The organism is Paenibacillus sp. AK002 (assembly GCF_053903045.1).
In genome coordinates this window covers 4,533,615-4,558,732 of the sequence record NZ_CP096377.1, presented here as the reverse complement: position 1 = coordinate 4,558,732, position 25,118 = coordinate 4,533,615, and the positions used below count along the sequence as shown (strand labels likewise).

21 protein-coding genes and 1 pseudogene are annotated in these 25,118 nt (G+C 51.8%); 21 read left to right on the top strand and 1 reads right to left on the bottom strand.

Annotated features, from left to right (window positions below):
• Nucleotides 1-7 precede the first annotated feature (7 nt).
• From rbfA to M1D70_RS20085, 18 genes and pseudogenes are all read left to right on the top strand, one after another.
• Nucleotides 8-361 (top strand): 30S ribosome-binding factor RbfA, encoded by a 354-nt coding sequence (rbfA, locus tag M1D70_RS20170; RefSeq protein ID WP_009594729.1) that lies wholly within the window; start codon nt 8-10, stop codon nt 359-361.
• 30 nt (nt 362-391) lie between these two features.
• The gene (locus M1D70_RS20165; protein WP_009594706.1) at nt 392-1,369 is read left to right on the top strand and encodes a DHH family phosphoesterase; all 978 of its coding nucleotides are present in this window, start codon (nt 392-394) and stop codon (nt 1,367-1,369) included.
• The gene (gene truB / locus M1D70_RS20160; protein ID WP_009594709.1) at nt 1,366-2,277 is read left to right on the top strand and encodes a tRNA pseudouridine(55) synthase TruB; all 912 of its coding nucleotides are present in this window, start codon (nt 1,366-1,368) and stop codon (nt 2,275-2,277) included. The genes M1D70_RS20165 and truB overlap by 4 nt, the downstream gene beginning before the upstream one ends.
• Nucleotides 2,278-2,312: 35 nt before the next feature.
• Entirely contained in the window at nt 2,313-3,266 is a 954-nt protein-coding gene (locus tag M1D70_RS20155; RefSeq protein ID WP_009594733.1) for a bifunctional riboflavin kinase/FAD synthetase, read from the top strand.
• A 166-nt stretch (nt 3,267-3,432) separates the two neighbouring features.
• Complete coding sequence (rpsO, locus tag M1D70_RS20150) at nt 3,433-3,702, top strand: 30S ribosomal protein S15 (RefSeq protein WP_006211281.1); 270 nt, start codon at nt 3,433-3,435, stop codon at nt 3,700-3,702.
• Nucleotides 3,703-4,107: 405 nt separating this feature from the next.
• Complete coding sequence (pnp, locus tag M1D70_RS20145; protein WP_009594737.1) at nt 4,108-6,213, top strand: polyribonucleotide nucleotidyltransferase; 2,106 nt, start codon at nt 4,108-4,110, stop codon at nt 6,211-6,213.
• 216 nt (nt 6,214-6,429) lie between these two features.
• Nucleotides 6,430-7,422, top strand: a complete 993-nt coding sequence (locus M1D70_RS20140; protein WP_009594745.1) for a polysaccharide deacetylase family protein — start codon at nt 6,430-6,432, stop codon at nt 7,420-7,422.
• Nucleotides 7,423-7,516: 94 nt separating this feature from the next.
• Nucleotides 7,517-8,785, top strand: coding sequence for a M16 family metallopeptidase (locus M1D70_RS20135; protein ID WP_009594719.1), 1,269 nt, complete (start codon nt 7,517-7,519; stop codon nt 8,783-8,785).
• Nucleotides 8,760-9,206 (top strand): dUTP diphosphatase, encoded by a 447-nt coding sequence (dut, locus tag M1D70_RS20130; protein WP_015736296.1) that lies wholly within the window; start codon nt 8,760-8,762, stop codon nt 9,204-9,206. The genes M1D70_RS20135 and dut overlap by 26 nt, the downstream gene beginning before the upstream one ends.
• A gap of 246 nt (nt 9,207-9,452) precedes the next feature.
• Nucleotides 9,453-10,349 carry a dipicolinate synthase subunit DpsA gene (gene dpsA / locus M1D70_RS20125; RefSeq protein ID WP_009594734.1) on the top strand — a complete coding sequence of 299 codons (897 nt, stop codon included), beginning with the start codon at nt 9,453-9,455 and terminating at the stop codon, nt 10,347-10,349.
• The gene (locus tag M1D70_RS20120) at nt 10,350-10,940 is read left to right on the top strand and encodes a dipicolinate synthase subunit B (protein ID WP_009594715.1); all 591 of its coding nucleotides are present in this window, start codon (nt 10,350-10,352) and stop codon (nt 10,938-10,940) included. It begins immediately after the preceding gene.
• Nucleotides 10,933-11,353: pseudogene (locus M1D70_RS20115) on the top strand (Asd/ArgC dimerization domain-containing protein); the annotation flags it as partial. The gene M1D70_RS20120 and the pseudogene M1D70_RS20115, both read left to right, overlap by 8 nt.
• A 71-nt stretch (nt 11,354-11,424) precedes the next feature.
• Nucleotides 11,425-12,639 carry an aspartate kinase gene (gene dapG / locus M1D70_RS20110; protein ID WP_009594743.1) on the top strand — a complete coding sequence of 405 codons (1,215 nt, stop codon included), beginning with the start codon at nt 11,425-11,427 and terminating at the stop codon, nt 12,637-12,639.
• A gap of 107 nt (nt 12,640-12,746) precedes the next feature.
• Complete coding sequence (gene dapA, locus M1D70_RS20105) at nt 12,747-13,628, top strand: 4-hydroxy-tetrahydrodipicolinate synthase (RefSeq protein WP_009594731.1); 882 nt, start codon at nt 12,747-12,749, stop codon at nt 13,626-13,628.
• Nucleotides 13,629-13,853: 225 nt separating this feature from the next.
• Nucleotides 13,854-15,533, top strand: coding sequence for a ribonuclease J (locus tag M1D70_RS20100; protein WP_009594732.1), 1,680 nt, complete (start codon nt 13,854-13,856; stop codon nt 15,531-15,533).
• A gap of 269 nt (nt 15,534-15,802) precedes the next feature.
• Nucleotides 15,803-16,579 carry a ClpP family protease gene (locus tag M1D70_RS20095; RefSeq protein ID WP_009594727.1) on the top strand — a complete coding sequence of 259 codons (777 nt, stop codon included), beginning with the start codon at nt 15,803-15,805 and terminating at the stop codon, nt 16,577-16,579.
• On the top strand, nt 16,576-16,818 hold the full coding sequence (locus M1D70_RS20090; protein WP_009594714.1) for a YlzJ-like family protein: 243 nt from the start codon (nt 16,576-16,578) through the stop codon (nt 16,816-16,818). Before M1D70_RS20095 ends, M1D70_RS20090 begins: the two co-directional genes overlap by 4 nt.
• A gap of 40 nt (nt 16,819-16,858) precedes the next feature.
• Nucleotides 16,859-19,525: a DNA translocase FtsK 4TM domain-containing protein gene (locus tag M1D70_RS20085; RefSeq protein WP_456287770.1), complete on the top strand. Its 2,667-nt coding sequence runs from the start codon at nt 16,859-16,861 to the stop codon at nt 19,523-19,525.
• An 80-nt stretch (nt 19,526-19,605) separates the two neighbouring features.
• On the opposite strand, the gene M1D70_RS20080 is transcribed toward M1D70_RS20085, so the two are convergent.
• Nucleotides 19,606-20,508, bottom strand: coding sequence for a helix-turn-helix transcriptional regulator (locus M1D70_RS20080; protein WP_009594702.1), 903 nt, complete (start codon nt 20,506-20,508; stop codon nt 19,606-19,608).
• Nucleotides 20,509-20,659: 151 nt separating this feature from the next.
• On the opposite strand from M1D70_RS20080, the gene uxaC reads away from it, so the two are divergent.
• From uxaC to M1D70_RS20065, 3 genes are read left to right on the top strand one after another with little or no spacing between them, the layout of a single operon-like run.
• Nucleotides 20,660-22,120: a glucuronate isomerase gene (gene uxaC, locus M1D70_RS20075; protein ID WP_456287769.1), complete on the top strand. Its 1,461-nt coding sequence runs from the start codon at nt 20,660-20,662 to the stop codon at nt 22,118-22,120.
• Nucleotides 22,087-23,601, top strand: coding sequence for a tagaturonate reductase (locus M1D70_RS20070; RefSeq protein ID WP_456287768.1), 1,515 nt, complete (start codon nt 22,087-22,089; stop codon nt 23,599-23,601). Before uxaC ends, M1D70_RS20070 begins: the two co-directional genes overlap by 34 nt.
• Entirely contained in the window at nt 23,598-25,112 is a 1,515-nt protein-coding gene (locus tag M1D70_RS20065; protein WP_456287767.1) for a UxaA family hydrolase, read from the top strand. Before M1D70_RS20070 ends, M1D70_RS20065 begins: the two co-directional genes overlap by 4 nt.
• Nucleotides 25,113-25,118: the final 6 nt, after the last annotated feature.

Below are 25,118 nucleotides of genomic sequence, written 5' to 3'. Positions count from 1 at the left end.
TCAGACCATGGCAAAAATCAGAACTGGGCGCGTAGGCGAGCAGATTAAAAAAGAGCTCAGCCAACTGATCCAAACGGAATTGAAAGACCCGAGAATCGGTTTTATTACCGTGACCGGCGTGGATGTAACTAACGACCTTTCCCAAGCGAAGGTATACCTGAGCGTGCTCGGCGACGACGAGCAGAAGGCGGCTTCCTTGAAAGGGCTGGAGAAAGCAAGCGGCTTTCTCCGCTCCGAGCTGGGCAAGCGAATTCGTCTCCGGCATGTTCCGGAGCTGATCTTCAAATTCGACGATTCCATTGCTTATGGCAGCCATATTGAGAAGCTGCTGACCGAAATCGTGGATCGCGAAGAGAAATAGAGTAGTTTTTGTTTATAAAGGAGAGGGCGAATGCAGACCTATGAACAAGAGCTGCAGCAGGTGAAATCGTTTCTGCTGGAGCACGATGATTATTTGGTTGTGTCGCATGTTCAGCCCGATGGAGATGCAGTCAGTTCCACCCTTGCGGTGGGCTGGCTTCTCTCATGTCTGGGCAAGAAATTCACGATGATCAACGAAGGGCCCATCCCGAAGCGCATGAAAAAGCTGTGGCATGCAGAAGACATTCTCAATCTGTCCGAACAGCAGCCGGGAAGGACGTTTTCAAACGTCATTTGCGTGGATTGCGCGGATTTTGCGAGAGTAGGTTATACGCAGCAGGTGTTTGCCGATCATGCGAGCATCGTTAATATTGACCATCATCCAACGAATGATCGTTACGGAGCCGTTAACCTGGTTGTGCCCGAGGCGGCTGCAACCGCAGAAATCCTTTATGATTTGCTGAATTTGTTTGAAATCGATTGGGATGCCGAAATCGCTACTGCGATTTATACCGGATTGTTAACGGATACTGGCGGTTTTCGTTATTCCAATACGTCGCCCAAGGTCATGAGCATGGCTTCCGATCTGTTATCCTATGGTGTGAACGGCCCCGAAATTGCGGAAACGCTGCTGGAGGAAATGACGCTGCCGCAGATGAAGGTGCTGGTTCAGGCGTTAAACACGTTGAGTCTGTCGGATGACGGTAAAATAGCCTGGGTGTACGTAACCCCCGAGCATATGGAACTATGCGGTGCCGTTAGCGAGGATCTTGAAGGGATCGTCAATTATCCCCGAAACATTCAGGGAGTCGAAGTCGGGATTCTGTTCAAATCGCTGAAATCTGGAATGGTCAAGGCGAGTTTGCGTTCAGCCGGCAAAGTGGATGTTGCCGCATTGGCCCAAATTTTTGGCGGCGGCGGCCATGTCCGGGCAGCAGGGTGCAGCATGGAAGGCTCCCTTCAAGACATCATCCCTAAAGTAGTAGAGCAGGTGAGATTAAAGCTATGACGCAATTAGAAGGCATCTTGGCCGTTCACAAACCGGCCGGATGGACCTCCCACGATGTGGTAGCCAAAGTTCGGGGAATGGTTCGTTTGAAGCGGATTGGACATACCGGGACGCTGGACCCTGAAGTGACGGGCGTGCTTCCGTTATGCTTGGGGAGAGCCACGCGGGTCGTCGAATATCTGCAGGAGCTGCCTAAAGAGTATCATGCGGTCCTCCGCCTTGGATACTCGACCGATACCGAGGATATTACCGGGAATGTGGTGGAGACTGCGGATGAAGTCCGCGTGACCAGAGACGAGGCGCTTGAAGCGCTGCAATCTTTTACAGGCCAGATCTCTCAGGTTCCTCCTATGTACTCCGCCGTCAAAATCAACGGCAAACGATTGTACGAGCTTGCCAGAGAAGGCAAGACGGTGGAGCGCAAAAGCCGTACCGTAACGATTCATGAAATCGAGATGACGGACTTTGATCCGGAAGGGGAGTATACGGAAATTTCTTTCCGTGTACTGTGCTCCAAAGGTACATACATCCGCACGCTTTGTGTGGATATCGGGAGGAAGCTCGGCCTGCCATCCGTCATGGTTAAGCTGGTACGTACGATATCGGCGGGAATCACCGAGGCGCAGTGCTTGACCCTGGAGCAAATTGAGCAGTTCATGAAGGATGAAACGCTGCAATCCCGGCTTATTCCGGTGGATCAAGCGATTCACCATCTGGCAAAGCATACGGTTTCCGAAGAGAAGGCGGAGGCCGCTCTGAAGGGGCAACGCTTGTCCTCCAGGGCGGTAGAACCGGCCGTCGACAGTTCGGAGCCTATCCGTTTGTACGATATAAAGGAAAACTTTCTGGGCATCTATAAGCGTCAGGAAGAGACGGGCGCTATCGTTCCCGTGAAAGTATTTTCCTAAGCATGACTGGATTTAGTGAGTGGAGGTGAGAAATCATGAGGATTGTTTCATTATCTTATCCTGTATCTTCCGACATCGTACGAGAAGCTGCCGAGCCCAAGGTAGCGGCAATCGGCCAGTTCGACGGTCTTCACCTGGGACATGCCAGCGTGCTTTCGGCCGCTGTCAACATTGCTCGGGAGAATGGAGTGCCGGCCGCGCTCATTACCTTTTATCCGCACCCGAAGGACGTAATCGGTAAGGGGAGCTACGAAGGCTATCTGACTCCCCAGCCTGACAAGCAGCAGCTGCTTGAGCAGATGGGCATCGATGTTCTGTACGTCGTCGAGTTCAACAAAGAATTTTCCCAAGTAAGTCCGGAAGCGTTTGTTGAAGAAATGCTCTTTCCCTTGAATCTTCAAACGGCGGTAGTCGGATTTGATTTCCGGTTCGGCCATAAAGGCGCAGGAGATGCAGTTAAACTTCAGGAACTCGGCGAAGGCAAAATGTCGGTCGTTACGGTACCGCCATTCCTGGTCGACGGCGAGAAGGTAGGAAGTTCATCCATACGGATTGCCTTGAAAACTGGACAGCTGTCGGACGCAAACCGCTGGCTCGGACGGAATTACCACATACGGGGCACGGTCGTTCACGGGGAGAAGCGGGGAAGAAAGATCGGTTTTCCTACCGCGAACCTGGAATTGACGGATCCGTTCGTAGCGCCTGCATTGGGCGTCTATGCCGTCCGTGCTCGCACGGATAAGCATCACGACTGGATTCCTGGCGTCATGAACGTCGGCGTGAAACCGACGTTCCACGAAGGGATTACAGAACCGATCTTCGAGGTCCATCTGTTTGATTTCGAAGGGGATCTGTACGACCAGATCATGACGGTGGATATCGTTCAATATATCCGCAAGGAGCATAAGTTCGAATCGGTTCAGGAGCTTGTGGAATGGATTCAGCGGGATGCCGTCGAGGCCCGCAAAATATTGAATGTCACCGAATAAAACGTTTGGGGACAAATTGTTCGCAAACGGATTTTCTTTTTCAGGTAAAGTATGCTATACTCTTAGAGGTTGCCCGAGGATCGGGCAATTCTAACCTTGGCTTGGATGTTCGATCTCACCGTCGGTACCTGGGCCAACGGCGATTATAATGAGGGAGGTGAACAGGATGGCATTGACTCAAGAACGTAAACAACAACTGATTGACGAGCACAAAACTCATGAGTCCGATACAGGATCCCCAGAGGTGCAAATCGCTATCCTAACGGAAAACATTACGAACTTGACTGACCACTTGCGTACGCACAAGAAGGATCATCATTCCCGTCGCGGATTGTTGAAAATGGTCGGCCAACGCCGTAAGTTGCTTGCATACTTGAAAAACAAGGATGTTAAACGTTACAGTGCTTTGATCGAGAAGCTTGGATTGCGTCGCTAATCATCCATAAGATGTGCCGAAAACAGCCTGGTTGTCCACTGTCCTTCTTGGAACGACAGCGGCACAGCCGGGCTCTTTTCTAAGTATTGTGCAATTTACCGTTACGAAAGCTTCCCCACAAAGTACTGCGTACGCTTCATAGCCTAAACTCCACTTTGTGGGGTTATCTTAATATAGATTCTTGTTAGATGGTAGGCGTGGTCTGTTCGCTAAATTTCACTTCATGGTATAACCGGGGCAATCTATACGGAGAATGTTTTCTATACGGTTCGGGTTGTTCCTGTACATAGGTTCGTGATATTCGACCGCTTCGATGACTCTGGTTAGGAAATGTGGACAGCGTTTGGCAAAAACTTGCTGATGATTAGGATTTCAAAAAAATTTATCCCCATGAGGAGGGATTACATGGAAACACGTGTTGAAATGCAGCTTGGCGGAAGACCCCTCGTGTTCGAAACAGGGCGCCTTGCGAAGCAGGCTAATGCGGCTGTTATGGTTCGTTACGGCGAAACGGCAGTCCTGTGTACGGTGACAGCTTCCAGTGAACCGAAGGATCTGGATTTCTTTCCATTGACGGTCAACTATGAAGAGCGCTTGTACGCAGTCGGTAAAATTCCGGGTGGATTCATCAAACGCGAAGGCAGACCAAGCGAGAAGGCGATTCTTGCCAGTCGTCTGACAGACCGTCCGATTCGTCCGCTGTTTCCGGAAGGATTCCGGAATGACGTTCAAGTTCTGAATCTGGTGATGAGCGTTGATCAGGATTGCGAGCCGGAAATCGCGGCCATGATCGGTACCTCCGCTGCCTTGAGCATCTCGGACGTGCCTTTTAACGGTCCGATCGGCGGCGTCGCGGTGGGGCGCGTTGACGGCAACTTTGTCGTGAACCCGAACATTGCGGAGCAGGAAGCAAGCGATATTTATCTGGTCGTCGCCGGCACCAGAGATGCGATCATGATGGTCGAGGCCGAAGCGAACGAAGTTCCTGAGGAAGTCATGCTGGAAGCGATCATGTTCGGGCATGAGGAAATCAAGAAAATCGTAGCCAAGATCGAAGAGCTGGTGGCAGCTTGCGGCAAAGAGAAAATGGCGGTTAAGCTTCATGCGGTCAATGAAACCGTGAATCGCGAAGTGCGCGAATTTGCGGAAGCCCGTCTTGTTGAAGCCGTTCGCATTGAGGAGAAGCACGCTCGCCAAGATGCGATTGACGCTATCAACGACGAAGCATACACCGTGTTCGAAGAGAAATACATCGAGACACCCGAGTTGTTGAAGGATGTTAAAGAGGTCCTTCACGATATCGTGAAAGAAGAAGTTCGCCGTTTGATCACGCATGATAAAGTTCGTCCGGACGGCCGCGGTCTGTCTGAGATCCGTCCTATCGATTGCGATACCAGCCTGCTGCCTAGAACGCATGGCTCCGGTCTGTTTACGCGTGGACAAACCCAGGCTCTTAGCGTATGTACACTAGGTGCTCTAGGCGATGTACAGATTCTCGATGGAATCGATCTGGAAGAGACCAAGCGATTCATGCACCATTATAACTTCCCGCCGTTCAGCGTTGGGGAAGCGCGTCCGCTTCGCGCTCCAGGCCGTCGTGAAATCGGTCACGGTGCACTGGGTGAACGTGCATTGTCGAAGGTCATTCCGAATGAAGTGGACTTCCCGTACACGATTCGCCTCGTATCCGAGGTTATAGAATCGAACGGTTCGACATCCCAAGCGAGCATTTGCGCAAGCACGCTTGCCATGATGGACGCAGGGGTGCCGATCAAAGCGCCTGTAGCCGGCGTGGCGATGGGCTTGATTAAAGACGGAGACCATGTTTCCATCTTGACGGATATTCAAGGGATGGAAGACCATCTCGGCGACATGGACTTCAAAGTGGCAGGTACGCCTGACGGGGTTACCGCCATTCAGATGGATATCAAGATCGACGGCATCGACCGCGCGATTTTGCAGGAAGCGCTGCAGCAGGCAAAAGAAGGACGCATGCACATCCTTGGAAAAATGGCGGAAGCCATTCAAAAGCCAAGAGAAACGCTGTCCCAATATGCGCCTAAGATCATTACGATGCAGATCAATCCGGATAAAATCCGCGATGTTATCGGGGCCGGCGGCAAAATCATCAACAAAATCATCGAAGAGACCGGCGTGAAGATCGATATCGAACAAGACGGCCGCGTATTTATCGCATCGTCCAACGATGAGATGAACAAGAAGGCTCTTTCGATTATCGAAGGCATCGTGCGTGAGGTAGCTGTTGGCGAAATCTATACAGGTACTGTAAAACGGATTGAGAAATTCGGTGCATTTGTTGAAATCCTGCCAAACAAAGACGGGCTTGTGCACATCTCCCAACTCTCAACTGAGCGCGTAGCGAAGGTAGAGGACGTGGTTGCAATCGGTGACGTCATTACCGTGAAGGTTACCGAAATCGACCAGCAGGGACGGATTAACCTGTCTCGCAAAGCCGTGTTGACAACCGAAGCCAGCAAGAGCGGATCTTAATTCGCGCTTGCAGGTATAACCGCATATCGATAGAAGGAAAAGAGGCAGAACCTATCATTCTGGCTCTTTTTTGCTCATCAGACGCCGGGACTTCCTATGTTCTTGCTCCGGGATAAGCCTCGGATCAGGCTTTCCCGGCTAAGGCCTCATGTTTCGGTACATATTTCCGTCAGATCGCACATAAAATGGGACAAAGCTTCTCTAGGGAGGATGGATATGCCCATGAATGGAAAAAAGATGGCCGTGCTGCTGACCGGTGCCGCAATGGTGTCGGCTGTTGCTGTGTTCAGCGGGGCTTGGAAATACGTATCGGGGCTGGAGAACAAACCGGAGGCGCATCTCGTCAGCGGTTCAGAGACGGCAGTGGATCTGGATTTATTGGGTCAAATTGAAGCCGCTGCGGCTAAATCGCGTATCGAGCCGGTGGATGCCAGGGTGGACTCGGTGTGGAAAGCGATTCCCGGATACAATGGACTCGAAGTCGATATCGAAGCTACATATAAAGCAGCATCGTCGAAAAAACGTAAAGCCGGCGATGCCATTCCCTACGTTTACCGGCAAATACCGGCTAAAGTCACGCTCGATGATCTGGGGGAACAACCGATCTATCGAGGGAACCCCAGTAAACCGATGGTATCGATGATGATAAACGTGGCGTGGGGGAATGAATTTCTGGTGCCGATGCTGAATACGCTCGATGCGGAGAAGGTGAAAACTACGTTTTTCCTGGATGGCAGCTGGCTGAAGAAAAACCCGGAGCTGGCCGCCGAGATCGTGAAACGAGGCCATGAGGTGGAGAATCATGCCTTTACGCATCCAAACATGAGCCGTCTCAGCAGGGATCGGGCGGAGATGGAAATCGCAAAGACGCAGGATCTGCTTAAAGAAAGCCTGGGCGTAGTAAATAAGTGGTTTGCACCGCCTTCCGGCGATTTCAATCAGCAGACCGTATCCATCGCGCATGCAAGAGGATTGAAGACGGTGCTGTGGACGCTTGACACGGTTGACTGGAAGCATCCGGCGCCGGATGCCGTCGTTCAGAAGATCACGTCGAAGGTAGAGCCGGGATTTTTGATATTGATGCATCCAACGGACTCCTCTTCCCAGGCATTAAAAGGAATGATTGACGGAATACGGGCCAAGGGACTGGAGATCGGGACCGTTAGCCAGACGCTTTCACCGGAGCGAATCATGCCAAAGGGAAGTTGAGCCGCATGGTAAAGTTTGATAGAATGAATGGATGGCATGAGGCTGATTGTCAGCCGAAGTGAGCCTTTGATGGAACAGTTAGGGGGGCCTATTCGTGAAAAAAATACAATTGTCTAACGGCCTGAGAGTGGTTATGGAGCAAATCCCGACAAGTCGTTCGGTTTCATTCGGCATTTGGGTGAAAACCGGATCCCGCAATGAATCGGAAGACATCAACGGGATTACGCATTTTATAGAGCATATGATGTTCAAAGGGACGGAGCGCTTTGACGCCCGTGCCATTGCTGAAGAATTCGATGCCATCGGCGGTAACGTCAACGCTTTTACGTCCAAGGAATATACGTGTTATTATGCCAAGGTGCTGGATGAGCATTTTCCGATTGCCGTTGACGTGCTGTCCGACATGTTCTTCAATTCGAAGCTGGATGCGGGCGAGTTAGCCAAGGAGAAAAATGTCATTCTTGAAGAGATTGCGATGTATGAAGATACGCCGGATGATCTGGTTCATGATCTGATGTCGTTGTCAGTGTACGGTGACCACCCGCTTGCTTATCCGATTCTCGGCACGAAGGAGCGGCTGGAATCGATGGATTCGCAAGCGCTGAGATCCTACATGGACCGGCACTATACCATTGAGAATACGGTGATTGCCCTGGCCGGCAACATCAATGATGAAGTGATTGCGTTATTGGAGCGCCATTTTGGCGGCTTCGCCAACCATGGAACGTCGGAGCCGCTGGCGGTACCGGCCTTTTTGGACGGCGTGCAGTTCCGCAAGAAGAAAACGGAGCAGAATCATATCTGCATGTCGTTTCCCGGCTGCTCGATCGGCGACGAGCTTCAGTATGCGATGGTTCTGCTGAATAACGCCATTGGCGGCGGCATGAGCTCACGCTTGTTTCAGGAAATTCGGGAGAAGCGCGGGCTGGCGTACTCGGTGTATTCGTACCACAGTTCCCACGCGGATAACGGCATGTTTACCATCTATGCAGGCACAGCGCCCAAACAGACAAAAGAAGTGCTTCAGCTGACCACGGAAATGCTCCATGATTTGGCACAGAACGGGATGACGGAGGAAGAGCTGCGCAAAGGAAAGGAACAATTGAAGGGCAGTCTCATCCTGAGTCTGGAGAGCACGAGCAGCCGCATGAATCGCCTGGGTAAGAACGAATTGATGCTGGGCCGTCATTTCAGTCTGGACGAGATCATTAAACGGATCGAACAGGTCGACATGAAGGATGTCAACGCGGTTCTTGACCGGATGTTCGGGACTCCATATGCACTAGCGATGGTAGGAACTTCAGATAAAGCACTGAATGTACTTAGGAGGAATGAATTTGTTGCACTACGTTCAAATCAATAGATTGCCAGGAAATGAAGATGTGAAACTTCCGGTGAAAATGTCCGAGCTGGCTGCGGGTTTCGACCTGCACGCTGCCGTTCAAGAGCCGGTGGTGCTAAACCCGGGTGAGCGCAAATTAATCCCGACCGGTTTTGCGATTGCCATGCCAGCCGAGCTTGAGGCGCAAATTCGCCCACGCAGCGGTCTTGCCTACAAACATGGCATTACTTGCCTGAATGCTCCGGGTACGATTGACGCCGATTATCGCGGGGAAGTCAAGGTGCTGCTTGTCAATTTGGGACAGGAGCCTTTTGCGATTGAGCGTAATGAGCGGATTGCCCAGATGGTGTTCAAATCCGTGCCTGCCGTAGAATTTACGGAAGTTGACGAACTGTCCGATACGGTACGCGGGGCGGGTGGATTCGGTCATACCGGCAAATAAACCATACCATGGAAGCTTAAGGGTATCATCAGGATCATGATATCAGCATGAACACCGCTCCGGTTGAAACGGAGCGGTGTTTTTTTTCGTTGATCTTCAACCAGGATGGACATGGAGCCGGACTTATCTCTCCTAACGTTATTTACTGCGTTAAGGCGGTAGTTTAAAGGAAATACGCTCACCTCCCCATAGGCGGCAGCATAAGATGCTTTATACGTTGGTTTGAAGAAAGGAGCGAGGCCTTCCATGCTGACTGGAGTCCGGACCGTCTTTGTTGGAGGAGACGCAAGGCAAATTGAAGTGATTCGCAAATGCGCTGAGATGGATGCCTCCGTCATGATCGCCGGGTTTGAGAAACTGCAGGATTCTTTTCAGGGAGTGACTCGCGAGCCGCTTACGCCAGAGCTGTTATCGGACGCCGATGCTCTGATCCTGCCTGTAGTGGGATGTGATGATGAGGGACGTGTCAGCGCGCTGTTCTCGGAAGGGCCGCTGCGACTGCAGGAAGAACATATCGCGGCGATGCCCGGACATGGAGTGATCTATACAGGCATGGCGAAACCCTATTTGCGCTCGCTATGTGACAAATATAAGATCAAGCTGGTAGAGATATTGGAGAGGGACGATGTGGCTATTTATAATTCCATTCCGACCGCCGAAGGCGCACTCATGATGGCGATCCAAAACACGGATTTTACGATCCACGGATCTACCAGCATGGTGCTTGGTATGGGACGGACCGGATTTACAATGGCTCGCAGCCTGCAGGGACTGGGTGCCAAAATTCGGATGGGGGTACGTAAATCGGAGCACTACGCAAGAGCTGAGGAAATGGGCTGGAAGCCCTTCCTGGTAAGGGATCTGGGTTCTTATGTGTCGGATATTGACTTGCTTTTTAACACGATTCCAACTATGATAGTCACAGCACAAATCATCTCGAAAATGCCTCGGGAGGCTGTCATTATTGACCTTGCCTCCGCACCCGGCGGATGCGATTTTCGCTATGCCGAGAAACGGGGGATCAAAGCCATGCTCGCACCCGGACTACCCGGAATCGTGGCTCCAAAAACAGCCGGCATTATCATGGCCAACACGCTGGTGGAGCTGATTTCTGAAGAAATCAAGATTCGGGAGGATGCGTAAATGAATTGGAATGGAATTACAGTGGGATATGCCCTGACAGGATCGCACTGCACACTCGAAGAAGTGATGCCGCAGATCCAGCGATTCAAAGACGGGGGAGCGAATGTGGTGCCGATTGTATCGAGCACCATCATGACGACCGATACCCGATTCGGCACATCGGAAAATTGGCAGAAACAGTTGAAAGATATAACCGGGAATGATATTATTTCTACAATTGTGGAGGCGGAACCGCTGGGCCCATCCAAGCTGCTTGACGTCCTGGTTATCGCCCCTTGCACGGGAAACACGACCAGCAAGCTGGCCAATGCGATGACTGACAGTCCTGTCTTAATGGCAGCCAAGGCGCAGATGAGAAATTGCAGACCGCTGGTGCTGGCGATCTCAACGAATGACGGTCTTGGACTGAATGCGGCCAATATCGCGAAGCTGCTGGTTACCAAAAACATATATTTCGTCCCTTACGGACAGGATAATCCGCAGCAGAAACCGAACTCGCTTGTCGCCAAAATGAATCTGATTCCGGAAGCTTGTTATGCGGCATTGGAAGGAAAACAGCTCCAGCCGATGATCGTTGAATATTCTCGATAAATTTACAGAGAACGGTTATACCCTGAAAGAAATGAAGATGGTCCGCGAGACCAAAAAAATGATGGGCGACGAATCCATTGAAGGGACGGATAGTGTACGCATCCCGGTCGTTAACGGCATTCGAAATCCGTGTACGTTGAATTCAAGAAGGACTATGATCTGGAAGTAGTTCATCGCCTTTTGTCGAATGCACCCTCCCGGCGTGACGCTGGTTGACGACCCAGCAGCGCCATCGTTTGCTGCGGGAGGCCGTTAAGGAACCGTGTGTGTTCGCAGGGCGGCTTCGCCGCGATCTGGGGCATGAGCGTCAACTTACCATCTAGATCGTTACAGATCATCTTCTGAAGGGTGCAGCATGGAATGCTGTGCAAATCGCAGAAATCATCGTCAACAAACGGAACGGCCAGGCTTAAATAGCCGGCCGTTTCAGTCGGTCGGCCCGCAATTTACGTCTCCTGGGCATATATAAACGGAGGAATATTTTATGCGCATCTTAGTTCAAAAATTCGGCGGCACCTCATTGTCTACACCGCAAGCAAGAACCCATGTTATTGGGCACATCCAGCGTGAACTGGCCAATCACTACCAATTGGTCGTGGTTGTATCGGCTATGGGACGCAGAGGGGAGCCTTATGCGACAGACACGCTCCTGGACTGGATCGGGCATAACGGAAACGCGCTTCCCGACAGAGAACGGGATCTGCTGCTCTGCTGCGGTGAAATTATCTCGGCTTCAACGCTGTGCAGTCTCCTTCAGCAAGAGGGGATAACCGCAACGGTGCTGACGGGTGCACAAGCCGGATTTCTCACAGACGATCACTTCGGAAATGCACGTATCAAGGACGTAAAACCTGAACGGGTTTTGAAAGAGTTGGAGAGTCATCAGGTTGTCATCGTTACCGGCTTCCAGGGGCAGACCGATTCCGGCGACTTTACCACGCTGGGCAGAGGCGGAAGCGATACTTCGGCTACAGCGCTTGGTGCCGCGCTTCGCGCCGAAATGGTAGATATCTACACCGATGTCAACGGCATTCTAACGGCGGATCCCCGCATCGTCGAGGATGCGAAGCCGCTTAGTTACGTGAGTTACACGGAGATTTGCAACATGGCTCATCAAGGGGCAAAGGTCATTCATCCTAGAGCGGTTGAGATTGCCATGCAATCCCAAATTCCGGTCAGAGTGCGGTCGACCTTCTCGGATAATGAGGGCACGCTGGTAACCCAGCCTGAGGGCTTCAGAGATATTCAATCCGGAATCGTGGACCGCTTTGTGACGGGAGTTGCCTATGTAAGCAACATAACGCAAATCTCGGTGGAATGCGATCGCACGGAAGGTCTTCAACTGAAGGTATTTAAATCGATGGCCGAGCATTCCATCAGCGTGGACTTTATTAATGTTACCCCTACCGGAGTGCTTTATACGGTGTTTGACAGCGATTCGGAGAAGGCGATCGAAGTGCTGCAGAGCCTGGACCTGAAACCGAAAAGCCTATCCGGCTGTGCCAAAGTGTCCGTCATTGGCGGCGGCATCAACGGCGTTCCGGGCATCATGGCCAAAATCGTGGAATCCTTGAGCGAGCACGACATTCCGATTCTGCAATCCGCGGATTCGAATACGACGATATGGGTACTGGTGAAAAAAGAAGATATGGCTCAAGCGCTGCGCGCCCTTCATCATAAATTTGAGCTTCACCGATAAAATTACTAAAGACGGATATTCCCTTAAAACGTTTGATAGGAAATAATATAGATAAGATTACTTACGAAGGAAGCATTCCCGCGGGAAGGCTTTAAGGAGGAATCATTGTGGATTTCGGAAGACTGATTACGGCTATGGTAACCCCTTTTGATCAGAACGGCCAGATCAATTGGGACGAGACTGCGAGATTGATTGAGCACCTGATAGTGGAACAGAAGTCGGATTCCCTGGTCATTGCTGGAACGACCGGCGAATCGCCAACGCTTAGCGAAGACGAGAAGCTTGAATTGTTTAAGTTCGCTGTGAAACAGGCGGGCGGACGGAGCAAGATCATCGCAGGCACAGGCAGCAACAATACGTCACATTCTGCAGAATTGACGAAGAAAGCCGAAAGCTGCGGCGTCGACGGCATTTTGCTTGTAGCACCATACTACAACAAGCCGAACCAGGAAGGACTCTACCAGCATTTTAAGGCGATTGCCGAGGCAACCTCCTTGCCCGTCATGCTGTATAATGTACCTGGTAGAACGGGTATCAGCCTAAGCACGTCCACCACCTTAAGGCTGGCACAAATTCCGAACATCGTTGCGACCAAGGAATGTGCTTCGATTGACCAGGTTACCGGCATTGCCGCAGGTGCTCCCGAAGGGTTCATCGTATATTCCGGCGACGATTCCGCGGCATTGCCTGCATTGTCGGTAGGTGCTTATGGAATCGTAAGCGTGGCCAGCCATATTGCAGGTGCCCGCATGAAGGACATGATCGAAGCCTTCGTGGAAGGGAACGTGAAGGAAGCTGCCAAGCTTCATCAATCCTTATTCCCGCTGTTCAAAGGCCTCTTTGAATGTCCTGACCCGCTTCCGAATCCTGCGGCGGTTAAATTCGCTTTGAACGAACGCGGCTATCAAGTCGGCGGGGTTCGCCTGCCGCTCGTTGCTCCAAGCGAGAACGAGGCTGCTTTTATCCGTAATATGCTGTCTTCCTTGTAAACTGCCGCTTACCTATTTTCAGGGCCACTACCTTCATCGAAGGTGGTGGCTTTCTTCGTTTTAAACCCTTCTGATTCTGGGCATCCTATGGTCCACGAAGGTGGCTGACTTGTGTTTTCACTTTTTCATCATGTATAATGAATTCAAGTGACTGGGTGCGGTATTTTTTTGAAATTTAATATAACAATGGTACGACGTCCAAAACTATAGGAGGGTTAGATACATTTGTCTAAGAAAATAAGCAGCGATAAACTATCGATTTTTGCCTTGGGCGGCGTCGGTGAAATCGGGAAGAACATGTATGTCATCCAGTATGCAGGCGACATCGTTGTCGTGGACGCGGGATTGAAGTTCCCAGAAGAAGATATGCTTGGGATTGATATTGTTATTCCTGATATTAGCTATTTAACGGAAAATCGCGACAAAGTGAGAGGGATTTTGCTGACTCACGGTCACGAGGACCATATCGGCGGCCTCCCTTACGTATTGAAACACCTGAACGTTCCTGTATACGGAACGAAATTGACGCTCGGATTGGTGGAAAACAAGCTCAGAGAAGCGAATTTGCTTGGTGAGACGAAACGGATTCTGATCCATGCGGATTCGGAAGTTCAACTCGGAAACACATTGAAAGCGACCTTCTTCAAAACCAATCACAGCATTCCGGATTCCGTGGGGATCTGTATCGAAACGCCGGAAGGCAATGTGGTGCACACGGGGGACTTTAAGTTTGACCATACTCCGGTCAATGACCAGTATGCGGATCTGCAGCGTATGGCTGAGATCGGAAGCAAGGGAGTATTGGCTCTTCTGTCGGACAGTACAAACGCAGAGCGCCCCGGCTTTACGCCTTCCGAGAAAAACGTAGGCATCGTGCTGGAAGACATCTTCCGCAAAGCCGAGCAGCGGGTTGTTGTTGCAACGTTTGCATCGAACGTGCACCGTATTCAACAGGTTGTCAACGCAGCCGAGTCCACCGGACGCAAAATAACGGTAATCGGCAGAAGCATGGTTAACGTTGTATCCATTGCCGCAGAGCTTGGATACCTGCACATTCCGGACGGCATGCTGATCGAACCCGAAGAGGTAAACAAAATGGCAGCGGACCGCGTTGTCGTATTGTGTACGGGCAGTCAGGGAGAACCGATGTCAGCGCTCACGCGCATGGCACGTTCCACCCACCGGAAGGTGGACATTCTGCCGGGAGATACGGTCATCATCGCGGCGACTCCAGTACCTGGAAATGAGAAGTACGTGGGTCGTACGATCGATGAGTTGTTCCGTCTTGGAGCAGACGTCATTTACAGCGGATCCAATTCGGGCGTCCACGTGTCGGGTCACGGTAGCCAGGAAGAGCTTAAGCTGATGCTGAATCTGATGAAACCGCAATTTTTCATCCCTGTCCATGGCGAGTACCGGATGCAGCGCCGTCACGCCCTGCTTGCGGAATCCGTTGGCGTGGATCCGGACAACATTTTTATTACCGATATCGGAGAAATCGTGGAGATTCAAGGCGGTTCGGCCCGCAAAGCCGGCAAAGTGACCGCCGGCAATGTGCTGATTGACGGACTTGGCGTCGGAGACGTAGGGAACATCGTACTGCGCGACCGCAAGCTTCTGTCCCAGGACGGTATTCTGGTCGTTGTCGTTACGTTGAGCAAACAAAACGGCTCCATCGTTTCCGGTCCCGATATTATTTCCCGTGGATTCGTATACGTACGAGAATCCGAAGGGCTTCTGGATGAAGCCAACCGTATCGTTTCCAGCACGCTTCAGAAGCTGATGAGCGAAAACGTAAATGAATGGGCATCACTGAAGACCAGCGTGAAAGACGCTTTGGGACGCTTCTTGTATGAACAAACACGTCGCAGACCGATGATCTTGCCGATCATCATGGAAGTCTGATACGAGACAATACAATAAATCAGGCACACAGTCGCCCCTTTTTCGCAGGTAATAATTGGACGGTTTCCGCGAAAGAGGGGCTTTTTATATGCAAATCATGAAACTTCTCCCGATGGGTTCGGCAGGAGTTTTTTTGTTTGTTATGAGCAAGGCCTAATGCTGAATGCTCTGCCCAAGCATAAAAAAGCCGCGTCATTTGCCATACTAAGGGTTAGCTATGTGTTTGTTGCAGCAGCTAGACATTAAGAATAAAAAGGCAGGGATGCGCGATGGACAACGATCAACGGATGACGGGCAACAGAAAAGCGGGGTGGACTGGCGAGACGGAGGCGCCTCCGGTCGTTCCGACCGAGGAAGGCAAGAAAGCGGCCGTGACGGAAACCATTCAGCAGCTGGGACAGACGGGGCTTCCAACCGGCGGAGAATCCAACGTCTTTTGCATGACGATTATTGGGCAAATCGAGGGTCATCTCGTGCTGCCGCCGCAAAATAAAACGACCAAATACGAGCATATGATTCCACAGCTAGTGGCAGCCGAGCAGAATCCGCGAATCGAAGGACTCCTGATCATTCTGAATACCGTTGGCGGCGATGTGGAAGCAGGGCTTGCCATTGCCGAAATGATTGCATCGCTCAGCAAACCGACGGTAACGGTTGTCATAGGAGGGGGTCATAGCATCGGCGTGCCTATCGCTGTTGCCGCAGACCATTCGATTATCGCAGAGAGCGCAACGATGACGATTCACCCGATTCGCATGAGCGGGTTAGTCATTGGCGTGCCGCAAACCTTCGAATATATGGAGAAAATGCAGGAACGCGTCGTGCGCTTTGTGACGAGCCATTCGGGGATCACGGAGGAACAGTTCAAGGATCTGATGTTCAAGACCGGCGAATTGAACAGGGATATCGGTACTGCGGTTTCGGGTACAGACGCCGTAAAGTATGGCTTAATGAACGAAGTGGGTGGAATCGGACAGGCATTAAGCCGGCTGAACAGCATGATCGCCGAGCGTAAAACGATTCAGCCCGGGGGGATTACGCAATGACTTGGTACAGCGTCATGCCCTTGGATCCGACGACCGGGCTGCTTCAAGTGGAGCAGGAGGTCATGTCCAGGGAAGTTCGAGTCGATGGTATTTTGATGGAAGTGAAGCCTGTAACGGAAGAACAGGCGAAAATCGTTCGTTTATTGGATTGCGGGCTTCATGATTACTTGAACCCGCGCTACGCGCCAGGGACCATGATTCGCTATATTCCGACCGTCGAAAATGAGGCTAAAGGCTGAAAACAGAACATAGGTACGCCACCGAATATTATGCTATAATATGGATTCGGGGGTGACACATTTGGCAAAGCGGAAAAGAAAGAAGAAGGCAGCCTTTGCAGCCGTATTGAAATATGAAATTTATGGAATTGTATTGATGACACTCTCGGTCATCGCGTTATCCGGAGAAGCACCGGTGGGGCGTTCCCTGTCCAAGATGTCGGGATATCTGCTGGGTAAGTATTATTTTATCATCCCCCTAATCGGCATTTATTACGGGTTAATGGTGATGATTCACCGAAAATGGCCCAAACGGTGGAACAGCAGGCGTACCGGTGTCCTTCTCCTGGTATTATCGCTCACCTTAATGAGCAGTATTGCGGGTCTGGAGTCCAAATTGGCTCCGATCGGACAATTGAATGCATCGAGTGCGATGAGCCAGATACATAGTGATTTGCAGGGCGAGCTCCTTCATGCCGGGGCGGATGACGGACGTCATCCTGTCATGGGCCGGGATATCAGCGGGGGTTATGTTGGAGCCTTGCAGTTTGCCCTCTTGTTGATGCTGTTTGGCAGCATCGGGGCAAAGTTGATTGTGATTGTCATGCTGTTTATCAGCTTCATGCTGATTACGAATCTGTCCTATGTTGATTTAATGCGGATGTTCCGCGTCAGGGTTGTGAAAGCCGGGGAACGAATCCAAAAGAAAATGAACAGCCAGCAGACGAAATCAAAGGCGGCGGCGAAGGCAAGCGCAAAGGAGCAACGCATACAGCTGCCGGAGGATCTGGATGAAGACGATGACCTCGACGATATGGAAGGCATGCGGCTGCCGAAGCGTAAAGCGCCGCAATTCTTCCAACTGTTTGGTTCCAAGGGCAACAAGCGGAACGAAGCCGCGGAAGAGGCAGAGGATGTTATGGATGAGTCGGCTCCGGTATTTACGGTTGGCAACGGGCATGATGAGCATGATAAGGGCGAGGTCGTCCTGTTCAGCCGAGCGGATCAATCGGAGGAGGGGACGGATGCTGCATTTTCTGCACCGGATCCTGTACCTTCTTCGCCGATTATTCGCGATTTCTTCGAGCAGGTGAAGCAAGAAGGACGATTGGATGACGATCAAGACGATCACGAAGCGGTGATGCCTCCTGCGCATGAAGACCCTTCGGGGAACGCGGCATCAAGTTCGGATGCCATGGTTGACCCAGAGACGCTGAACGGCGAGACGAATTCAGCTGTTATCGCGGATACTGGGGGGCAAGAAGGATCGGCACCGGCAGCGCCACCGGCTCCGCCGCCCAAGCCGTACAAGCTGCCTCCGTTCCGGCTGCTGTCCAAACCGAACAACGGCGGCAAGGGTGGAGATCAGAACGATTACATGCAGACAGCGCGAAAGCTGGAGGCCACGCTGGAAAGCTTTGGCGTTCGGGCCAAGGTTCTGGAGGTTGTCCGGGGTCCGTCGGTAACCCGCTATGAAATTCAGCCGGACATCGGCGTCAAGGTCAGCCGGATCGTGAATCTGACCGATGATATCGCACTCGCGCTTGCGGCCAAGGATATTCGGATGGAGGCGCCGATTCCAGGCAAGTCCGCCATCGGGATCGAAGTGCCGAACAATGAAGTTTCGCTCGTCACCATGCGAGAGGTTATGGAAACGCCGACGTTCCAGGACGCGGAATCGAAGCTGTCAATCGCGTTCGGCCGCGATATTTCGGGCCAGACGATTGTCGGTAATTTGGCACGGATGCCCCATCTACTAGTTGCAGGCGCCACGGGTTCCGGTAAATCCGTATGCATCAACGGCATTATTACCAGCATCCTGTATAAAGCGAAGCCGGATGAGGTTAAGTTCCTGATGGTCGATCCGAAGATGGTCGAACTCAATGTCTATAACGGGATTCCGCATTTGATGGCGCCGGTGGTAACCGACCCGAAGCGGGCATCCTTAGCGCTTAAGAAAATCGTCGTGGAGATGGAGAAGCGGTATGAACTGTTCTCCAAGTCGGGGACGCGGAATATTGAGGGCTACAACAATCTAATGAAGGATAATCTGCCTGCGGTATTGCCGTATATCGTTGTCATCGTGGACGAGTTGGCCGATTTGATGATGGTCGCGGCCAACGACGTGGAGGATGCGATTACTCGATTGGCCCAAATGGCGCGTGCAGCCGGTATCCATCTGATTATCGCGACCCAGCGTCCGTCGGTCGACGTTATCACCGGGGTCATTAAAGCGAACATCCCGTCGCGTATTGCCTTTGGCGTGTCTTCGCAGGTCGATTCCCGAACCATTCTGGATATGGCGGGCGCCGAGAAGCTGCTTGGCCGCGGGGACATGCTGTTTATGCCGATGGGTTCCTCCAAGCCGATCCGCGTTCAGGGAGCCTTCATGAGTGATCATGAGGTCGAGAACATCGTGGATTTTGTCCGGGATCAAGGACAGGCGGAATATGACGAGTCGTTGGTGCCTGAAATCGAGGAATCCGCTGGCGCGGACGAAGAAGAATTGGATGAGTTGTATGAACAGGCGGTGACCATCGTATTGGAAGCCAAGCAGGCATCCGTGTCGCTGCTGCAGCGGAGAATGCGTGTAGGCTACACCCGTGCCGCCCGCCTCATCGATTCCATGGAAGCGCGCGGGGTGATCGGTCCTTATGAGGGCAGCAAGCCGCGGGAAGTGCTGATGTCCATGGAGCAATATCAGCAGCAGCAGAATCGAATCAGCTAAGCGACTCATTGTATGATCACAACTAAAAAAGGAAGCGAACAACCCTGGACTCCTGGTGGCTCGCTTCCTTTTTTGCATGTTCAGGGGACGCTGTTGATTTTACGATATTGGCTTGCCGTCATATTCATGATTTTCTTGAAGGTCCGGTCAAAATGGGTGAGGCTTTCAAAGCCGATCGATTCGGCGATGTCCACGATTTTCAGATCCGTATCCGTCAGAAGGCGCTGCGCCTCGCGAATCCGGGTCAGGTTGAGGTAATTAATGATGGTAAAGCCCGTAATCTCTTTGAAGATCCGGGACAGGTAGAACGGACTGATGTAGAAGGTTTCGGATAATCCCTGCAGCGTGATTTTGTCTGCGTAGTGAACGTGAATAAACTTGACCACGTCCGTGATTTTCTGATGGAGCGGATTCATGGAGACGTTGGCAGGCAGCGAGGCGGAATGGGTTAATCGATAGGTTTTGATTAATAACTCCGTAAGCAGCACCTGCAGCATATGCTCATACGAAGCGGAGCGTTCCCGGATCTCATCGGCCATTTTATTCAGAATTTGCATGATGATCGCCTGCTCCGGCACGGTTAAGCGCAGCAGCGGCCGATCCTGGTTAAACATGCCGAGCAATCCCGATGCCAGCAAGGGATGGCCTTTGCCGAGAAAGGAATCGCTGAAATTAATGACGATACGCTCATGCTCCGGGTCTCCATGGCCCGAGGTTTTATGGACATCGAATTTATTGATGAGAATCAGGTCCCCCGCCCGGATGGAGTACAGCTTCTCTTTGATAAAATAATGGCGTTCCCCCGAAACCAAATAGTAGATTTCGTAAGTTCCGTGATAATGGTTATTGCGTTCAAAGGGTTTCGTGCGGTGAATGCGATGATAATAAAATTCTCCTTCTTCTTCTCCGTAGGATACGGTATGGGTTTCGCTGGATATGACAATCGCCCCCGCTTCGTTCAGATCATAACATCTTGGAGCCATTCCAATTAATTCAGCTCTATTGTATCAACTTCTTCTTGCAAAACAAAGCAAGATATGTTGAATAAACCTCTATATTCGCAATAAACGTGAAGAAATCCAACTGATGATGCCGTAACATAGTAGATAATCTACAGAAACGGACGGTGAAATCATGAGACCTTTTATGGATGAACATTTTTTGCTTCATAACGAGACTGCTCGCATCTTATACCACGATTATGCTAAAGCCATGCCAATCATCGACTACCACTGTCATTTGAGTCCGCAAATGATCGTTGACAATCACCGGTTCGAGAACTTAACGGAAGCCTGGATCAACGGTGACCACTATAAATGGCGGGCGATGCGTGCTGCAGGCGTGGAAGAGGCCTACATCACGGGAGGGCCGGGCGTGAACGATTATGACCGCTTCTTGGCTTGGACCCGCACCGTGCCGATGACGATTGGCAACCCCTTATTCCATTGGTCGCATTTGGAGCTGCAAAGACTGTTCGGCATATCGGACATCATTCAGGAAAAGAATGCTCCGCGAATTTGGGAGGCGGCAAACAAGCGTCTCCAGGAACATGATTTTACGACCAGGGGGTTGATTACGTCAAGCAACGTGAAGGTCGTGTGTACGACGGATGACCCGGCGGATAGCCTGGAATATCATATCAAGCTGACAGAAGAAGGCGATGCCGGATTTCAGATGCTCCCGTCATTCCGTCCGGACAAGGGGCTGGAGATTAACCGGGAGACGTTCGTTCCTTGGGTGAAGTTGCTCGCCGAGCGAAGCCGGGTCGAGATAGCGGATTATCCGGCATTTCTGGCAGCGCTGGAGCAGCGGGCGGAATTTTTCCATTCGGTGGGCGGCAGGGTATCCGATCATGCGTTGGATTACGTGCCTTATCGAGAGGTCAGCGAGGCGCAGGCGGGCGACATTTTCTTGAAAGCGCTTCAGGGGGAGAGGGTTTCCCGGGAAGAAGAGGAACAGTTCAAGACGCATACGCTGCTTCATCTTGGCCGTGTCTACGCCAGGCTCGGCTGGGTCATGCAGTTCCATATCAATGCCCAACGCAACAACAACACAAGGATGTTCCGGCAATTGGGTCCGGATACCGGGTATGATTCGATTCACGATAGTCCGATCGCCGTACCGCTCGTTAAGCTGATGGATCGGCTCGATCAAGAGTCGGCGCTTCCAAGAACGATACTTTATTCGCTCAACCCCAGCGATAACGATATCCTTGCTGCACTTATCGGGAGTTTTCAAGGGGACGGCATTCCGGGCAAAATCCAGTTCGGCTCGGCGTGGTGGTTCAACGACACCAAAGACGGCATGGTCGAGCAGATGAGCAAACTCGGCAATATGGGCCTGTTGAGCCGATTCGTCGGGATGCTGACCGACTCCAGAAGTTTTTTGTCTTACACCCGGCATGAGTATTTCCGGCGTATTCTTTGCAATCTTCTCGGCGAGTGGGTTACGCGGGGCGAAGCGCCGGATGATCTTCCGTGGCTCGGTGGCATCGTGCAGGATATTTGTTACAACAACGCCGAGCGTTATTTCCGGTTTGGCCAGACGGAGGGAGATAAACCATGGGTACGAGCACAGACCGAAGCGGATCGTTGAAGTTGGTCGGACGGGAGTTTCTCCAGCAGCAGGATATACGTCAGGACTCGGAGATGTTGAACTTCCCCGTGAAGGTGCTGCAAATCGGCGAAGGTAATTTTCTCAGGGGCTTTTTCGATTGGATGATCTATGAATGCAACCGGCAGGGGCTGTTTCAAGGGAGCGTCGCGGTCAGTCAGCCAAGACCCGGCGGAAGGCCCAAGCTAGAGCAGCTGCGGGAACAGGAAGGGATATACGGCCTTCTGACCCGAGGTATCCAGGATGGACGAAAAGTTGAGGAGGAGCAGTGGATTCCGGTGTTCTCGAAGATCGTGGATCCCTACGCGGAATGGGAGAACTTCTTAAGGATCGCCGAGCTGGATTCCCTGGATATCATCGTTTCCAATACGACCGAGGCTGGTCTCGATTATCAGCGCAGTGAATGGAATCCGGACGAACCGGTGTTGTCGTATCCCGGCAAGCTGACCATGCTGCTGTATCGGCGTTATGAGCATTATGAAGGCTCGCCGGACAAGGGCTTGATGATATTGCCCTGCGAGCTTCTGGAACGAAACGGGGATATCTTGCGATCCATTGTTTTGAGGCATGCACAGGATTGGGGGCTTTCGCCGGCCTTTCAGAGCTGGGTGGCGGAGCACAATCTGTTCTTGAACTCGCTTGTAGACCGGATCGTAACCGGTTATCCGGAAGAAGCGGAGCGTTATTTTGACAAATGGAGTCATCAGGACCGATTGCTCAACACGGCCGAGCCCTATTATTTCTGGGCGATTGAGGGCGATCCGTCACTGGAGTCCAGACTGCCTCTACGGTCGGCGGGCCTTCAGGTAAGCTGGGTATCCGATCTGACCCCGTATCAGGTTAGAAAAGTAAGGATCTTGAATGGAACGCATACCCTTATGGCTTCAATAGGTCTGCTCCATGGCTTGAACGAAGTAAAGGAGATGACGGAAAGTGCTGAATGGGGTGATCGCATCCGAAACGCGATGCTCGAGGAAATCGTCCCGGGGGTGCCTCTCCCGCCTGGAGATGTTGCGGCATATGCCGAAACCGTGTGGGAGCGGTTCCGCAACCCCTTCATTCGGCACAGGCTGCAGGACATCGCCATGAACAGCATCTCCAAATTTAGGGTTCGGGTTTTGCCGAGCTTAAAGGAATATATCAGAATGCATTATGAGCTGCCAAGCACCATTACTCTTGGATTGGCTTCCTTGATCCGTCTGTATCATGCCGGCACGAAGGAGGGGCAATGGTACGGCACGCGACTTGATGGTGAACAGCTGCCTTTAAGAGATGATCCGGATAACCTGATGACACTGCAGCAAGCGTGGCAACAGGTAGACGGCGGGGAGTGGACTATACGTCAGCTTGTGGCCTCCATTCTTGGTAACCAGAGGATATGGGGCGAGGATCTGAACCGAATTCCCGCTCTTCATGAAACGGTAAGCAGCTATATCGAAGAAATGGAGCTGAACGAGACATGAGTGACATCGTCATACTTCACAGCAAGGATGATGTCGGCATTGCGCTTCGTCCTTTGTCGGCAGGAGAACATGCCATCGGGATCTTGAATGGGAAGGAGCATGCCATCGAATTAACGGAGGACGTCCCGAAGGGTCATAAGGTGGCTCTGCGGTTGATTGAGGCGGGTAACCATGTTTTCAAATTCGGTTATTCGATCGGTCTGGCGAAGGAAGCCATTCTGCCGGGGACCTGGATTCATACCCACAATTTGAAAACAGGTCTCTCCGGTGAAGTGGAGTATCAGTATAAGCCAAACGCAAACCAAGGGCTTGAGCCTTCAGCTGCCAGCCACGGTTCGTCAACTTTCCAAGGATATGTCAGACCGAACGGCGAGGTTGGAATCCGCAACGAAATCTGGATCATCAACACCGTCGGCTGCATTAATAAAACCTGCGAGCTGCTGGCACGAATGGCAGGTCAGCAGTTTCAAGGGAGAGGGATTGATGGGGTTTATCATTTTCCGCATCCCTACGGCTGCTCGCAGCTCGGGGATGATCTGAGCCATACCCAGCGCCTATTATCCTCCCTGGCTCAGCATGGCAATGCCGCAGGCGTGCTCATTATCGGGCTCGGCTGCGAGAACAATCAGATCGATCAAATGCAGGCCATGATCGGGGAGCAGGACGGGAATAGGATCAAATATATGCGTGCCCAGGACATAGAGGACGAATTGGAGGAAGGGTTGTCCCTTATATCCGAGCTCGTGGAATATGCGGAGACGTTCAAACGAACGGAGGTTCCTCTCTCCAAACTGAAAATCGGGCTGAAATGCGGCGGGTCGGACGGACTTTCGGGCATTACAGCCAATCCGCTGGCGGGCCGCATCGCGGATACGATTACCGCCTATGGAGGCACCGCTCTTCTAACGGAGGTGCCGGAGATGTTCGGAGCCGAAACGATCCTGATGGATCGGGCTGCCGACGAGCAGGTGTTCCAGGATATCACCTTGCTCATCAACAACTTTAAACAATATTTCGTCTCGCATGGACAGGAAATCTATGAAAATCCGTCTCCCGGGAATAAAGACGGCGGCATCACGACCTTGGAGGAGAAATCGCTGGGATGCACCCAAAAAGGGGGGACTGCAACCGTATCCGATGTGCTCCGTTACGGCATAAGAACTACGAAGCCGGGACTGAACCTGATCGAGGGGCCGGGCAATGACCTCGTATCGGTTACGGCACTCGCTGCAGCCGGTGCCCACCTCGTGCTGTTCACGACCGGAAGGGGAACGCCGTTCGGGGGGCCTGTACCAACCGTCAAAATCGCGACCAATTCCGAGCTGGCCAAACGTAAAAAGCATTGGATCGATTTTAATGCGGGAGCTCTGCTGGAGGGCAAAAGCATGGATGAGCTTCATGCGGAACTCTTGGAGGTCATCGTTCATTTGGCCTCAGGCGTTGAGAAGACGCAAAATGAACGGAATGGCTTCCGGGAAATATCCATTTTCAAGGATGGCGTTATTTTATAAATTCAA

What these genes read in the sequence shown, in the direction of transcription:
- rbfA (WP_009594729.1), top strand. Translation starts at nt 8, where the DNA reads ATGGCAAAAATCAGAACTGGGCGCGTAGGCGAGCAGATTAAAAAAGAG.
- M1D70_RS20165 (WP_009594706.1), top strand. Translation starts at nt 392, where the DNA reads ATGCAGACCTATGAACAAGAGCTGCAGCAGGTGAAATCGTTTCTGCTG.
- truB (WP_009594709.1), top strand. Translation starts at nt 1,366, where the DNA reads ATGACGCAATTAGAAGGCATCTTGGCCGTTCACAAACCGGCCGGATGG.
- M1D70_RS20155 (WP_009594733.1), top strand. Translation starts at nt 2,313, where the DNA reads ATGAGGATTGTTTCATTATCTTATCCTGTATCTTCCGACATCGTACGA.
- rpsO (WP_006211281.1), top strand. Translation starts at nt 3,433, where the DNA reads ATGGCATTGACTCAAGAACGTAAACAACAACTGATTGACGAGCACAAA.
- pnp (WP_009594737.1), top strand. Translation starts at nt 4,108, where the DNA reads ATGGAAACACGTGTTGAAATGCAGCTTGGCGGAAGACCCCTCGTGTTC.
- M1D70_RS20140 (WP_009594745.1), top strand. Translation starts at nt 6,430, where the DNA reads ATGCCCATGAATGGAAAAAAGATGGCCGTGCTGCTGACCGGTGCCGCA.
- dpsA (WP_009594734.1), top strand. Translation starts at nt 9,453, where the DNA reads ATGCTGACTGGAGTCCGGACCGTCTTTGTTGGAGGAGACGCAAGGCAA.
- M1D70_RS20120 (WP_009594715.1), top strand. Translation starts at nt 10,350, where the DNA reads ATGAATTGGAATGGAATTACAGTGGGATATGCCCTGACAGGATCGCAC.
- dapG (WP_009594743.1), top strand. Translation starts at nt 11,425, where the DNA reads ATGCGCATCTTAGTTCAAAAATTCGGCGGCACCTCATTGTCTACACCG.
- M1D70_RS20095 (WP_009594727.1), top strand. Translation starts at nt 15,803, where the DNA reads ATGGACAACGATCAACGGATGACGGGCAACAGAAAAGCGGGGTGGACT.
- M1D70_RS20090 (WP_009594714.1), top strand. Translation starts at nt 16,576, where the DNA reads ATGACTTGGTACAGCGTCATGCCCTTGGATCCGACGACCGGGCTGCTT.
- M1D70_RS20085 (WP_456287770.1), top strand. Translation starts at nt 16,859, where the DNA reads ATGGATTCGGGGGTGACACATTTGGCAAAGCGGAAAAGAAAGAAGAAG.
- M1D70_RS20080 (WP_009594702.1), bottom strand. Translation starts at nt 20,508, where the DNA reads ATGGCTCCAAGATGTTATGATCTGAACGAAGCGGGGGCGATTGTCATA.
- uxaC (WP_456287769.1), top strand. Translation starts at nt 20,660, where the DNA reads ATGAGACCTTTTATGGATGAACATTTTTTGCTTCATAACGAGACTGCT.
- M1D70_RS20070 (WP_456287768.1), top strand. Translation starts at nt 22,087, where the DNA reads ATGGGTACGAGCACAGACCGAAGCGGATCGTTGAAGTTGGTCGGACGG.
- M1D70_RS20065 (WP_456287767.1), top strand. Translation starts at nt 23,598, where the DNA reads ATGAGTGACATCGTCATACTTCACAGCAAGGATGATGTCGGCATTGCG.